This is a genomic window from Vibrio maritimus, assembly GCF_021441885.1.
GTDB lineage: Bacteria > Pseudomonadota > Gammaproteobacteria > Enterobacterales > Vibrionaceae > Vibrio > Vibrio maritimus_B.
Map to the genome: position 1 here is coordinate 225,232 of NZ_CP090439.1, position 14,218 is coordinate 239,449.

The window sequence follows — 14,218 nt, forward strand, 5'->3', positions numbered from 1 at the left end:
GCTATTCCCCTAGATAAACCTGTTTGACTTCAGGATGAGACTGAACCTGATCCATGGTGCCCTCTGCGAGCACATGACCCTGATGAAGCACAGTGACGTGGCTTGCGATTGAGCGGACAAAATCCATATCATGCTCAACCACGACAACCGAGTGCTTACCTGCAAGCGAATTAAGCAACTCTGACGTTCTGTCCATCTCTTGATGGGTCATGCCAGCAACGGGTTCATCGACGAGCAATAATTTAGGGTTTTGCATCAGCAACATGCCGATCTCTAACCACTGCTTTTGGCCGTGAGAAAGGTTACCTGCCGTCAGTGCAGCGTTATCTTTCAAATGAATCAACTCAAGTACCGACTCAAGCTTATCTTGTTGCTCACCTGATAATGTCGCGGTGTAGGTTCCCCACACTCCACGCACACCTGACATCGCCAACTCTAAGTTTTGCCAAACGGTCAGGCACTCAATCACGGTTGGTTTTTGAAACTTACGGCCAATGCCTGCGTTGGCAATCTCCGACTCATTCATCTTGAGAAGGTTAATGTTGGAGCCAAGCCAAACTTGCCCTGTATCCGGCTTAGTTTTACCCGTGATGATGTCCATCATGGTGGTTTTGCCCGCCCCATTTGGTCCAATGATGCAGCGTAACTCCCCTTCCTTGATATACAGGTTGAGATCATTGATCGCTTTAAAGCCGTCAAAGCTTTTGTTCACGCCTTCCACATACAGCAGAATGTTATGACGTGTATCGACAAGAGGATGTTGATCAGGTTTGAGAAACGAGAACACCTCATCACGCTTGGTGATCTCTTGCACCGAGCTTTTTAGCTGCTGAGCTCTATTTAACGTCGTCATGCGGTTGCCTCCTTGTCAGACTCTTGAGTGGGCTTTGAGCGTTTCTTGAGTAACGCGATTTTTTCGGAAACAAACCCAATCAAGCCTTTCGGGAAGTACATGGTAGACAGTACAAACAAACCGCCCAGCGCAAACAGCCACACCTCTGGAAACTCAACCGTAAACCAGCTCTTGGCATAGTTAATGACTAGGGCACCGACAATGGCGCCAAACAAGGTGGCTCGTCCACCTAGTGCAACCCAAACCACGATCTCAATAGAGTTCAGCGGCGCAAACTCTCCGGGGTTAATAATGCCGACCTGAGGGACATACAACGCACCAGCAATACCCGCGATCACGGCGGACAGTACGAATATCCATAGCTTGATACCATCAACGTCATAGCCCATAAAGCGTGTTCTCGACTCCGTATCGCGAATCGCCATGGATACTCGACCAAGTCGACTACTGATAACCGTTCTACAAACGATATAGCTGATGACAAGTGCAATTCCAGTCACCATAAACAGCGCAATTTTTGTGGAATCTTGCTGCAGGCTATAGCCAAGAATGTCTTTAAAGTCGGTAAGACCATTGTTACCACCAAAGCCCATTTCATTGCGGAAAAAAGCCAGCATTAAGGCGTAGGTTAATGCCTGGGTCATTATTGACAGGTACACCCCTGAAACTCTCGAACGGAATGCCAAATAACCAAATACATAAGCAAGTGTGCCTGGTACCAGAACGACCATCAGGCAAGCAAACCAAAACTGATCAAAACCATGCCAGAACCAAGGAAGCTCTTGCCAATTTAGGAACACCATAAAGTCCGGCAATATTGGGTTGCCATAAACGCCTCTATCACCAATTTGACGCATCAGGTACATACCCATGGCGTAGCCACCAAGCGCAAAGAAAGCGCCATGCCCTAAACTCAGGATCCCGAGGTAACCCCATACTAAATCCACCGCCAGAGCGAGCATCGCATAACTTAGATACTTACCCATTAGCGAGATAGTAAACGTCTCAACGTGAAGTGGGTGGCCTGCTGGCAATAGTGTGTTCGCTAGCGGTATCAAGACAACAGCAGCTAAGATAGCCAAAATCGTAAGCTGTCCGCCCTTATCTCCACGCATAGCCGATAGAACAAACGACTTAGACTGTGTGCCCGCCGGATGTCCAGAAGATTGAATTGTTGAATGCATACGTTTTCCTTAACCTTCTGCCGCACGGCCACGTTGTGGGAAGAGTCCACGAGGGCGTTTTTGAATAAACAAAATGATGAACACCAATACCAAGATCTTGGCAAGAACGGCACCAGCCCATGGCTCGAGGATCTTGTTAAATAGCCCCAAGCTCAGCCCTGCAACCAAGGTTCCCCATAGATTTCCTACTCCACCAAATACGACAACCATAAATGAGTCGATAATGTAGGCTTGTCCCATGTTAGGTCCCACGTTGGTTAGCTGTGAAAGCGCCACACCAGCAACACCCGCTACGCCCGAACCTAATCCAAACGTCATCGCATCAACACGCTCAGAACGAATACCCATGGCTCTCGCCATTGCCCTGTTTTGAGAGACGGCGCGAACTTGAAGACCGAGTGGGGTTTTCTTTAACACCATCACCAAGCCAACAAACACCATGATGCAAAACAGAATGATGTATAAACGGTTATAGGTGAGCGACAACATTGGGTTGATGTTCAATGCACCTGACATCCAATCTGGTGTACTGACTGAGCGGTTGAGAGGAGAGAAAATAGAGCGAACCGCTTGTTGTAAAATAAGACTGATACCAAAGGTCGCCAGTAGGGTTTCCAGAGGGCGACCGTAAAGGTGACGAATCACGCTGCGTTCAATCGCGATGCCTACCAAACCAGAAACAATAAACGCCATAGGAATCGATAAGATAAGGGCCATACCGATATTGTTTGGCATGAGCTGTTGCATCACATAAGTGGTGTAAGCACCAATCATGATAAGCTCACCGTGAGCCATGTTGATAACGCCCATGACACCAAAGGTAATCGCAAGACCAATACCCGCCAGTACTAATACTGAGCCTAAACTCAAGCCAAAAAAGACGGTTTCTACACCCGAGTAAAATTTCTGACTCTGCTGATAACTATCAAGCGCTCGCTCAGCAGCGGCTACGACTAACTCGTCTTTATCTTTGCTGATAATTTGGTTTAGAGTCTGCAGAACGACAGACTGCTTGTAGCCGGACAAGGTTTCAATCGCAGCAACCTTATCTGAACTCGTGTCACCTGTCAGTGATTGGTCTATCGCCAATGCTAAGTTAAGGATGTTAAGAACATCCTCGTCTTGCTCAACCGTCTTTCGCTGCTGAAGTCTCTCCATGACCGTATCGTCGGTGGTTCCTAAGAAAGCTGTGACAGCACTCAAGCGAATGGATGCTTCAGGGTTCGATAGCCCAAGCGACGCGATTTCTAGGCGAATCTTACCGCGTAATCTGTTGTTTACTCGCACCTTGCTAAATTGGCGTGAGGACTCAACGGCCATCGTAGTATCGTCCCAAGCGCTTTTCGCAGTGGGTGACTTTTTGATGTTGTCTGAAATGTACAAGGCCTGATACTGCTCGCTCTTCTTGTCTTTGACATAGTAGAGATCGCCTTCAAGCCATGCAGTTAATACTGATTTGGCAATAAGCTCGGACTCGTTTTCAACGATCCAAGCCATTGCCTCTTCTTTTTGAGGGTTGTTTTTTCCGATGAGTGCTTGGGCAAATGTGCCTCGGTCACTAACGCTAGCCAACGCGAAGTGAGTACTCAAAACAAAGAACACCACGACTTTCAATATGTGAATTATGGTTTTCATGAAATGCGTCCTTTCGGCTGCCTTAAGTCTGACGTCAACTTAGGCAGAAATAAAAAGGCGCCTCTGCCCTTATTTAGATGGAAATGGGAGAGGCACCAAATAGTGAGAGATTATTGTGCGCTACCTGAACACTTACCTGTTTCAACGTTGAATGCACCACAAGAGAATGGCTTAGACCAGCTTGAATACAGCTTCGATGACTCAGGGAGGTAGTTAGACCAAGCATCACCAGCCACTAGACCGGTTGTTTCCCAAACGACATCAAACTGACCATCATCTTGAATTTCACCGATAAGTACCGGCTTAGTGATGTGGTGGTTTGGTAGCATCGTAGAGTAGCCACCAGAAAGGTTAGGCACAGAAACACCAATCAACGCATCTTGAACTTCTTCAGCGTCCGTAGTGCCAGCATTAGTAACCGCTTGTGTCCACATGTTAAAGCCAATGTAGTGTGCTTCCATTGGGTCGTTTGTTACGCGTTTTTCACTCGCAATAAACTTCTGCCAAGTTTCAACAAACTCTTCGTTCGCTTCAGTATCAACACTCATGAAGTAGTTCCATGCCGCTAGGTGACCAACCAACGCGGACGTATCCATACCCGATAGCTCTTCTTCACCAACGGAGAATGCCACAACAGGGATGTCTTCAGATGAGACGCCTTGTGCGCCTAGCTCTTTGTAAAATGGTACGTTTGCGTCACCATTGATGGTCGATACAACCGCTGTTTTCTTACCTTCTGAACCAAACTTCTTGATGTCAGAAACAATAGACTGCCAGTCAGAGTGTCCAAACGGCGTGTAGCTAATCATGATGTCTGACTCGCTCACCCCTTTCGACTTCAGGTAAGACTCTAGGATCTTGTTGGTCGTACGCGGATAAACATAATCGGTACCTGCTAGTACCCAACGCTCAACTTCCAACTCATTCATTAGGTAGTCAACAGCCGGAACCGCCTGCTGGTTTGGCGCAGCACCTGTGTAAAAGACGTTTTTCGAAGACTCTTCGCCTTCATACTGAACTGGGTAGAAAAGGATGCTGTTTAGCTCTTCAAATACTGGAAGCATCGATTTACGAGACACAGACGTCCAACCACCAAATACCACGTCCACCTTCTCTTTTTCGATCAGTTCACGCGCTTTCTCAGCAAACAGAGGCCAGTTAGAGGCAGGGTCTACAACCACAGCTTCAAGCTTTTTGCCTAGTAGACCGCCTTTCTTATTTTGCTCTTCAACCAACATCAAAATCGTGTCTTTCAGTGTTGTTTCACTGATCGCCATCGTGCCTGACAGTGAATGTAGTACGCCGACCTTGATCGTCTCTTCTTCCGCCATCGCAAAACCTGATGCAAAAGCAAGTGACGCGCCCATAGCTGCAAGCTTAAGTTTGAACGTCGTGTTCATGTTGGATATCTCCTTATTATGAATAGTTATTCAACAGTGTTACTTCAAGAAGAGTGCCAATTTAGAAAGCATAAGCAGAAAGCAAATAAATCAATGATATTTATAAGGTTTTAGTTTTACGCGCACCATTAAAATGCCCTAAGTTCAATTTGGTGCGCTGCATCTTGGTGCAAAGGGAGTGCTGTTTTCACTAATTTGGAGAGGTGTCTCGCATAAGCACCGTTTTAATGCATGCTTCTTTAGGTTACTTCAAAGCTGCTTCTACCGATAAAATTATCAACTTGATACTTCCAGAATTATCAAAGTGTAGGATTTTTCTTAGCTAGTGGCAGAGTCTTACTGTGAATGTCTTATTCAAAATCAGGAGGTTAAATATTGCACACCAAGACAAATCACCCACAAAGAATGTGCTTAATCCGATAAACATTTACCAACTCTATAGGAGTGAATATTATCCGCGCTTCTCTAACGTGGAGTCTATATTCATGAAGCAACTACCCAAAAATGTTTACCATGACATCATGGACGAAGGTTTTGTTTTAACGGAATTGAATGGCTATCAGCGGTTCCGCGCCGTCGATGGCGACGCGTTCAATTATCTTTTCAAAGTCGATATTAATGCACCGAACGTTTCTGGTGGCTATAAAACGATTATTCGCTACGTCGACCTAAAAGAGTATCGTGACGATGCAATAAACATGTTCGCTGAGTTGTCGGGTATTAACCTCGATATGGCTAAACAAGCCAATTACTTATGGCAACCAAGAGTAGCTGCAAGCATCTTTGGTGCCTCAATGGCAAGTCACTTAAACTTGCGCTCTGACAATCTTGCGCACGATAGTGGCGTTGTACTGGCTTAAACGAAAGCGACGATACTGCAATGCGTGAGATGCCATACCATGTATTAAAAGATGTTATTGGTCACAACTATAAATTGATCAGTAAGCAGGGTTATCAAAGGTTCAGGCGCTCTACCGAATCCAAGCCTGCATTCACGTTCAAGATGGATGTGTTGGATAGTTCTCAGTTAGGGCACACAACCACAATCACAAAGCAAATTGATATTGGTGCCTACAGCCCTTTAGTGCTCAAAACGGTGGCTAACCAAGCAGGCATAAACATCGATAGAGCAAAACAGATCGACGAAAATTGGGAATCCAAGCTCGCTATTCAATTGTTCCATCAGGGAATAGAACCAGATCTAGACGTTGATTAGATACACATGGCTTGAGTTGACGCTCAAGCCACATCACTCTGCGACACAAATCACAGTCAACCTCAAAGTAACTCGTTGCATATTTCTTGTTAAGTCAGTAGCTTAAAAATTGAACATGCAGGGAGAACTCTATGGAACAACCGCCAATAAGCAGCTTTATTCGAAAAGTCCTTTTTCTAGGTATACCCATTGCACTGCAAAGCCTGCTTATGAGTAGCCTTGGCTTTGTCGATAGCCTCATGATCAGTCAGTTGGGGACGGTAGAAGTCGCAGCGGCGGGAATTGGAGCTCGTATATTTTGGCTCTCAATCGTATTAGTGTGGGGGCTAGGATCCGGCATGGGGATTCTCTTGGCTCAGTATTGGGGCGCGAATGATGAGCAGGGGCTCAAGCGCTACCTCGCGCTCGGAACTGGCGTTACGCAAGGGCTTGCTTTGTTCTGTTTCTCTTTGTGCTTTTTCACACCGCAGCTATTACCTAGCTTATTTGATCCTAGCGAAACGGTTCTAGCGCTTGCCAGTGACTATGTCCAACTACTTGGCATTGCTATGTGCTTATCAGGCCTTGGTATCGCAGCCGACACTGCGCTGCGGTCTATTGGTCAAACCCGCATCAACCTTTACGTTTCAATACTTGAAGTCGGTCTGAATGTTGCGCTCAACTACATACTGATATTCGGTCATTTCGGACTGCCTGCGATGGGACTCATTGGCGCAGGGATTGGCAGTGTTATCGCACGTTCGATACGCTTGATAGTGGTACTGGTCATTATTTATAGATACTTTCCAGTATTGGCTCTGCGTTGGCAAAACGTCATCGATGCACTTGAGCCTAGTATGGTCAAGAAATTCGTCTCCATCACCTACCCCATCATGGGTGGCACCGTGATTTGGTGTGCGGGGATTTTCGCATTCAACATCATTTTAGGTCGTATGGGGCAGACTGAGTTAGCCACGATGGCAGTCATCACACCACTTGAATCGATTGGGCTGTCTGTCGCTCATGGTTTATCAAGTGCCACCGCTATCTTGATAGGTAACAGCCTAGGTGCTAATCAGTTTACGCTAAGTACCTTGTATTCAAGGTGGGCACTTAAGTCTTCCATTGCACTGGGTGCATTGTTGGGTGGTGTTCTATTGCTCGCCCAAGGCGCGATCTTATCGCTCTACGGAGGGCTAACCACGGATGTAACTGAGCTAATGGTACTTAGCTTTCCTATTGTCGCGTTGAGTATCATGCTGCGTACCATCAACATTACCTTGATCATTGGTGTGCTACGAAGTGGTGGTGACAGTAAATTCTGCATGAACATGGACTTTGTCTGTCAATGGATGTGGGCAGTGCCAATCACGGCGATGGGAGCCATGGTGTTTGACCTCTCCTTCCCTATCGTACTGCTTCTCATGACCTCGGAAGAAATCGTCAAGGTTGTTCCAGCGGTCTGGCGCGTATACAGCGATCGCTGGGTTAATAATCTAACAGAGAATAGAGAGAGCTCGGCTGCATAGCCGAGCTTTTTACAGCTAACCTATCTCAAAGGAAGTGACGCCATAGGTGCGGTCTAAAGAGATGCTTGGGGGCTGCTTGGTATACATTCTCGCTGTCTCAAAACAAGGTTTCATGTGGTAAGTCTTAGCCAGTTCAATCGCCAACTCATTGACCTCAGGAACATCGAGATAAACCGGTTGGTCACTAGACACGCTTGAAACTAAACCAGCATACAACTCATTAGCTACGCCTTTGTTATCAGCAAACAAAGGACCAATCTTAAAACCGCTTCGACATGCCCTTATCACACCTATCCCTAATAATTCACCGTTTTTGACGTAAGCTAACGAGCTACTATCCGACTGATTCAACCAGGCTTTATCGAATATCTTCCTACAGGCAGGAAAGAATGCATCGAGATAGTCTTCAATAGAGTCAAAGCTTAGCTCTTCTGTTTTAGTGATGCTGCCTCTTTCAAAAGGCAGACTCTTCGTTTGACCTTCGTATCGAACATTTCTGTGTGATAAAGCAAAGCCAGAACGTTTGTAGTTCTCTTGTTGATCAACAACACCATCAAGCGCAACGTTGCAACCATCCAGATACGCCATTCCGCGGTCCCAAATTTGAATACCAAACCCTTGGTGTCGATATTCAGGTTTAACAATATAAAACCCCAGAAAACCGAAGCTGGCATCATACTTCACAACAGAGATACAACCGATTGGTTCACCGTTAAGCTCACCCACTAAAAATCCATTTGGGTCTGCTTTGTAATAATGGTAAGCATCGTTAAGACCCGGATTCCACCCTTCTTGCGCTGCCCATTCAACAGCCATGTCCACTTCATCTAACGTCATGGTTCTTATATTAAATTCGGTCATGAGCTTCCTTTTTTCTGACACTCTATCTATTAAACTAGTGACCTTGACAAGGATAGACAAGAATTGATTTGGGTATCGGACGTTGCCGTGCAAGTTTTTGTGAGAAACCATCCAAATCACGAATGACTTTCACTCATTCATTTAGCCTCCATCAAAATCACACGGGCTAATGACTTCTGGCTAACGAAAGCAGGCACCTTTCAATAAACAATGGCTCAATACTCCTAATTGAGTCATAGAACCTAGACAGCCATGACAATCAAAATTTCCCTAACTACACTACTTGCGTGTAGCCTGCTTTCTACATCTAGCCTTGCAGATCCTTGGCATAAAATCATCGGAAAGCCATGGAAAGAACACAAAAAGAAAGAAGTCCACGTGATACATCACTATCCCAAACACCGGCTTCCAGACGATGCGGTTCTGCTGGCAATCGCGGGGGTTACGTATGCCTTGATCGACGGACACTACTATAAACAAGAGAAGGAAAAGTACGTTTTCGTAGAAAAGCCGCCCAAACGTCGCTATCGACCGGGGAAAATCGTAAAGAGACTACCTGAAGGGGCTACTGCAGTTAACAAACGCGGTCAACAATATTTCGTAGCAAGAGGGAATTGGTTCTTAGCTATCGACAATGGGAAATACGTTGTCGTCGAGCCATAAGAGGTGAATGGAAGGTATAGGCGATACTCACATATGCTGCTTTAGGGAGTATCGCTTGCTTCAAATCCATGAAAGGCTGGTTACATTACCCAAGTTAGGCTTAGTAACAAAATCACTGCTGAAGTCGCTAAAAACATCGCTAGGATGGTAGCAATCTCAGCGGCAGTCGAGGTCGATGATACTGACGCTTTTTCGTTGTTCTCTTCTGCGTTTGATTTTTCAGTGTCCAATGTTGATAGAAGTGCTGAGTTCATTCTTCTCTACCTCATGTAATTACATTTCAAAAGACAGAGCGAATTTTACTCAACTTGTGAGCAAGGTCAAATATTTTCAGTAAGTTAATTACGAGATTTTCTCATGACTCAGATAAGTTTTGCTATGAGCTTCCCGACAATGCGCGGAGCGAGCTATTAGAAGCGGCGAGTTAAACTAGACACAAACTGCCTTTTCTTGCTTCCATTTTGACCATACTCCATAGAAATGGACCAATCCCTGTTAAAGTTATAGTTAGCGCCCAGCAGTCCTGCCCATTTATCGATATTTTCCTGCTCAATTTTATAGTCCAGATGACTACTCGTCCCCGGAATTGCTTGCTTCCCAGTAATGGTCAGTTTACTGTCCAAGTAAGCCGCACCAACATAGACGGCGATCGACTGTGTCCCCTTCAGCATGAACTGTTTACCAACTCTCGGAGACACGTTGAGAATAAAGCCTTCTGCATCACTTTTTCTCATATCCGCATATGAAAAAGAAATCGGCACAGTAACGAAATAGTCATCCCACCCTGTCGCTAATATCGTCCCTAACGTGTAGTTTGTGCCTGTTATATCTACATCGACACCATAAGGATTGGCAAATAGCCTACGTAGCCCTTCACATACCAAGGGTTGTCCACCAACCACACTACAATCTAGCTGCAGTTCATCGATCATTTGCTCAGGATCCACCTTAAACTCTATATGTGCATCACCAGAAATTTTGCCGACCGTGCCGAAGACATTCATGAAAGGAAACACCCAGGCATCAAGCTTTAACTGAGGAGTTTGAGTATGGCTGGAGTTATTATCAAAGGTCACGAAGTCAATAGGGACTTTCCTTGACCCGTTAAGACCTACATTAAGATTGCGGATATCCATCTGCTGATAGGTATTTGCATAGATTACACTGACTCCAAATGGCTTTGGCAGGCTGTAACCTTTATCAATCACCTCTTGAGCAAAAAATGGCAAGGGCCTGTCCCATTTCCTAGGCGTTTGATTATTTACTTCCTTTGTATCTTTACTGGCGACACGAACTTCGCCTAAGCCAGTTTCTGTTAGGTCATAGTTAACCGACACTGACACCAAACGAGCACTGCCCACTGCTCCTCCACCAGAATGCGACAATAGGTAGATAGGGACGTCCTCATCTCGACCCGCAAGGCTCATCGAACTGTAAGCACCGTCCTCGCCCAAGTTCCACTCTGCGCCCAACGATGGCTCCCAAACTCCTTCTCGATATTCGTTCAGGGTTGACTGACTATCAAAAATAGCCAGTGCTTGATAGCTACCTAAAGATAGCCCAGCACCTACCTCATAACGGTTGACATCAATATAAGTCACGGAGCCATCCGCTTGATTATAAATAGCGCCAACACCGATTCCGGCGCCAAGAATGGGCACTTTGATGTTAGACATAGAAATAGCGGCATACCCTTGCGCATAGGCGAGCTGCTCAGCCAGCTCTGGGTAGAGTTCACTTAAGCGATTCACAATTTGTACGGTAGAGGCATCTATTTCCTCTCTCATAGGCTGACGTTCTTCAACCGGAATAGAACTACTGCAGCCAGAAATCAAAGCGGTAAGTCCTAGTACAAAGCCAACGCCATTTCGCATCAAAGATCCTTTCATTGTGTAAGTAAGTAGGTGAGTCGCAGGCGCACACTATACGCTATCGCGTTATTTACTTTTTGAAACACATCAATCGACAATACTATTCTTGGATTTTATGGGCAGACTCAATAAAGCGTTCTCGTGCTTTAGCAAATACCGGATTGCCGTGGGCAGGTAGCAGTGTGGAATAGTTGAGTGATGCCTTCTCAATAAGCTCGTTTTTGTCTGGTTTTGCTAGATCGAGCCAACCTACTCCAAATCGACACGGACCAATAAATCCCATCCGTGGCATCATCATCTTAGCGACCCAGTTAAAGTACTTGTCGGTTTTTGGCCAGTTTTGCATGCTATCCCCAGAGATAAGCACCCCCTCGTCTCGCTCCAAAAGAATGAGTCCCTCTTTTGGTGTGCACGAAGAAAACTCAAAGTAAGTCGCACCATCAATTGGAAGCGTTGAACCCTCTTTGAGGAGTCTGTCGGCTTTATAGTATTGATGACTCGTCGACGATTTATTAAAGCCTCTTACATAAGGTGAATCGACCGACCATAACGTAGCACCAAAGGTTTCCTTGTAATAAGGGTCATCAAAGCCATGAAATGCGGCCAGCCTGATCACATGTTTGACGTCACCAAGTTCATCGAGCTGAGCAATACCTTTGTCATTTAACCGAACAGAGTTGATTAAGATTAGCTCGCCGCCTTGTTTGATAACAAGCATATTGCGGCTAAACGTCATTGTTAGCGGCCCCCATTTGGGGTGTGGGACTTTCATCGCAACGGAGCCTGTCACAAGATAAATATTATCTAGAACCTGAGTCAGTTCTCCGTGCGGTAGTGGCTCTGGGTATGTCATCCTTGTTCCTATTCGGTGAAGTGTTTGATTTTTATCGAATCCTTATACTTATTTAGAGTCTAGTTGCTCCTCGTCAACTCAGCGAATTTTCTCGCTAGTTCCCAGTGTTGGGCGCCAAACACAAAAAAGCCGCCAATAAAGGCGGCTTTGCGAAAGCTTGTTTGCTTCTACGCAGACAGTTTTTCTTGCTCAAGAAGAATATTCTTCACAGGGTTCGCATAACTATCTATCAAATATTGATGAGCGCCCTCTGGCAGCAAATCCAGTTTCTCTTTCAGCATGACGCGAGTTGCTTCTGAGATAGTGTCATCTTCTAAGCCAGCAGCAAGCTTATTAATCGGGAACAAGGTGTAATGCTCATGGATTTGACGGTCGATTTCTTCAGCCAGTGCTTCTGGCGTTTCAAAATCTTGGTCAATGACATCACCAAACACCACTTGTACGCGATCTTTTCGGCCGACAATGCCTTGAACGATACTTTCAATATCTTCAAACTCGCCTTTCTCATAGTTGCCGTGAGTCGCTTTTTCATAAAGCTCTTTCGCTTTTGCAATATCACACGGGTCGTTTTCGTATGAGATAGAGACAGGTACGATTTTCAGTGAACGAATATACTCTGCAAACGGAACCTTCTGTTTGCGACCTTCTACATGGAACATCTTCAAAATCGCTGGATCGGTAAAATCATTCCCGTCTTTAGCACGCCCTTCTTTTTGAGCAATCCAAATTGAGTTACCTGTATCTAATGAATGCTTGATATAAGAAGACAGAGTACCAAGTGCCTTCATCATTTCACGCGGACCTTTTAGAGAGCGCTTAACAATGAAGCTCTTGTTAAGACGCATTAGCTCTGTCGCACATGGCTTCTTAAGTAGGTTATCACCGATGGCGATTCGCACAGTTCTGTGATTGTTCTCGTGCAAGCCGTAGTTAACCAATGCAGGATCCATCGCGATATCACGATGGTTAGACACGAATAGGTACGACGTATTTTTATCGAGTTTATCGAGACCTTTGTAGGTAACGCCTTTTGTTGTTGCGTCCAAAGTTTGCTCTAGGTACTTTTTCACCTCTAGCTGAATGGTTTCAACGCTATCAAGCTTGGCCCACTTAAACTTTAAGTACACTTTTACAATTGGGCTCATCACCGCTTTAAACCAAGGAGCATGGTTAGAGAAGCGGTGCTGAAGAATCGCGTCGATAAATTCGGCGTCGTTAATCAGGCGGTCGATAGCGGCAGGGATCTCTTCGTCATTGTATGGACGAATATCAATATATGGGTCGTTGTGTGTTGTCATGTCTGTTACATCAAATTAAAAGCTGCACTATTCTACGCTTAGTCCAAAAAGACCGCAGCTACCTTAGGTCTATTTTTGTTAAGGTCAGACCACAGTTTCTTCTACTCTTATTGCAATTACCAATGGAAATGTCTGATCTGTGGTTGGCATCATACGCGACTCAAGGTACTCTACGCGCAGATTAACCAGCGAAGACTATCATGAATCACGCCATCGACTTTCATACGACTCATTCATCATTACTCACTATTACGCCTCGTAAGAAGACGCTACATAATCAGTTAGTACATGTAGAGGAAGGAAAAGTTCTGCTGAAACTAGGCAAGAATGAGTACGCTTATAGCGCAGGTGACACTTTTTGGCTGCCATTTGACTGCCTATCAAGCCTGACTTTGCTGCCAGGTAGCGTGTTTAATACGGTGAAGTTTTCTGTGAGATTGGTGGACAAATTTCCGACTCAGGCAGGTCAAGTAATGCCTTCAACACTGCTGTCTGCGCTATTAAACTCACTCAGTAAAACCGATGACGCTGAGATTAAAAAAGATCTTTTGCAGGTAATGCGTCACGAAGTTAAAACGTGCAAGCCGGTATTAAAGCAAGATAAGGAAAGCGCGGAGATCACCGCGTGGACACCAAACTCTACCTCGATTACGGGTGAGCTTGCATTGGTATTGCTAGTCAGAGAAGCACGCAAGCAAAAATTGTCTGGTAAAAAGAGCGAGGCGATTTGTCAGTCGCTATTCTCGGGCAACCAAGAGCATTTTAAACAGCTCACCACGACCTTGCTGGGTGAAGCACTTTAGTAAAGAACTAAATTAGTATAGCTGACACAAAAATAGCGAGCTCTAGGCTCGCTATTTTTTAATCTCGTACATC

14 protein-coding genes are annotated in these 14,218 nt (G+C 45.4%); 5 read left to right on the forward strand and 9 right to left on the reverse strand.

Features of this window, described 5'->3' with window-relative positions:
• Position 1: 1 nt before the first annotated feature.
• The 4 genes from urtD to urtA form a co-directional block, all read right to left on the reverse strand.
• A complete protein-coding gene (urtD, locus tag LY387_RS17615) occupies positions 2 to 853 on the reverse strand; it encodes an urea ABC transporter ATP-binding protein UrtD (RefSeq protein WP_042471044.1) in 852 nt (283 codons plus the stop codon).
• Positions 850 to 2,037 carry an urea ABC transporter permease subunit UrtC gene (urtC, locus tag LY387_RS17620; RefSeq protein WP_234497076.1) on the reverse strand — a complete coding sequence of 396 codons (1,188 nt, stop codon included), beginning with the start codon at positions 2,035 to 2,037 and terminating at the stop codon, positions 850 to 852. Before urtC ends, urtD begins: the two co-directional genes overlap by 4 nt.
• A 9-nt stretch (positions 2,038 to 2,046) precedes the next feature.
• Positions 2,047 to 3,672: an urea ABC transporter permease subunit UrtB gene (gene urtB / locus LY387_RS17625; RefSeq protein ID WP_234497078.1), complete on the reverse strand. Its 1,626-nt coding sequence runs from the start codon at positions 3,670 to 3,672 to the stop codon at positions 2,047 to 2,049.
• Positions 3,673 to 3,782: 110 nt separating this feature from the next.
• Complete coding sequence (gene urtA / locus LY387_RS17630; RefSeq protein WP_234497080.1) at positions 3,783 to 5,072, reverse strand: urea ABC transporter substrate-binding protein; 1,290 nt, start codon at positions 5,070 to 5,072, stop codon at positions 3,783 to 3,785.
• 485 nt (positions 5,073 to 5,557) lie between these two features.
• Here urtA and LY387_RS17635 point away from each other — a divergent pair, with 485 nt between their 5' ends.
• The 3 genes from LY387_RS17635 (at position 5,558) to LY387_RS17645 (ending at position 7,796) form a co-directional block, all read left to right on the forward strand.
• Positions 5,558 to 5,932 (forward strand): hypothetical protein, encoded by a 375-nt coding sequence (locus tag LY387_RS17635; RefSeq protein ID WP_234497082.1) that lies wholly within the window; start codon positions 5,558 to 5,560, stop codon positions 5,930 to 5,932.
• A gap of 20 nt (positions 5,933 to 5,952) precedes the next feature.
• Positions 5,953 to 6,288, forward strand: a complete 336-nt coding sequence (locus tag LY387_RS17640; protein ID WP_234497084.1) for a hypothetical protein — start codon at positions 5,953 to 5,955, stop codon at positions 6,286 to 6,288.
• 131 nt (positions 6,289 to 6,419) lie between these two features.
• A complete protein-coding gene (locus tag LY387_RS17645) occupies positions 6,420 to 7,796 on the forward strand; it encodes an MATE family efflux transporter (protein WP_234497087.1) in 1,377 nt (458 codons plus the stop codon).
• A gap of 15 nt (positions 7,797 to 7,811) precedes the next feature.
• Here LY387_RS17645 and LY387_RS17650 read toward each other — a convergent pair whose 3' ends face one another.
• Positions 7,812 to 8,657 carry a GNAT family N-acetyltransferase gene (locus tag LY387_RS17650; protein WP_234497089.1) on the reverse strand — a complete coding sequence of 282 codons (846 nt, stop codon included), beginning with the start codon at positions 8,655 to 8,657 and terminating at the stop codon, positions 7,812 to 7,814.
• A gap of 252 nt (positions 8,658 to 8,909) precedes the next feature.
• Between LY387_RS17650 and LY387_RS17655 the strand changes: the two genes are divergently transcribed.
• Positions 8,910 to 9,320: a DUF6515 family protein gene (locus LY387_RS17655; RefSeq protein WP_234497090.1), complete on the forward strand. Its 411-nt coding sequence runs from the start codon at positions 8,910 to 8,912 to the stop codon at positions 9,318 to 9,320.
• Between the two features lie 80 nt (positions 9,321 to 9,400).
• Here the strand turns inward: LY387_RS17655 and LY387_RS17660 are convergent, their stop codons facing one another.
• From LY387_RS17660 to LY387_RS17675, 4 genes are all read right to left on the reverse strand, one after another.
• The gene (locus LY387_RS17660) at positions 9,401 to 9,574 is read right to left on the reverse strand and encodes a hypothetical protein (RefSeq protein ID WP_156110927.1); all 174 of its coding nucleotides are present in this window, start codon (positions 9,572 to 9,574) and stop codon (positions 9,401 to 9,403) included.
• A gap of 156 nt (positions 9,575 to 9,730) precedes the next feature.
• Positions 9,731 to 11,194, reverse strand: a complete 1,464-nt coding sequence (locus LY387_RS17665) for a hypothetical protein (protein WP_234497091.1) — start codon at positions 11,192 to 11,194, stop codon at positions 9,731 to 9,733.
• 97 nt (positions 11,195 to 11,291) lie between these two features.
• Positions 11,292 to 12,044 carry a hypothetical protein gene (locus tag LY387_RS17670; RefSeq protein WP_234497092.1) on the reverse strand — a complete coding sequence of 251 codons (753 nt, stop codon included), beginning with the start codon at positions 12,042 to 12,044 and terminating at the stop codon, positions 11,292 to 11,294.
• A gap of 167 nt (positions 12,045 to 12,211) precedes the next feature.
• Positions 12,212 to 13,342 (reverse strand): lysophospholipid acyltransferase family protein, encoded by a 1,131-nt coding sequence (locus LY387_RS17675; RefSeq protein ID WP_234497093.1) that lies wholly within the window; start codon positions 13,340 to 13,342, stop codon positions 12,212 to 12,214.
• A 200-nt stretch (positions 13,343 to 13,542) separates the two neighbouring features.
• On the opposite strand from LY387_RS17675, the gene LY387_RS17680 reads away from it, so the two are divergent.
• Entirely contained in the window at positions 13,543 to 14,145 is a 603-nt protein-coding gene (locus LY387_RS17680) for an AraC family ligand binding domain-containing protein (RefSeq protein WP_234497094.1), read from the forward strand.
• Positions 14,146 to 14,218 lie beyond the last annotated feature (73 nt).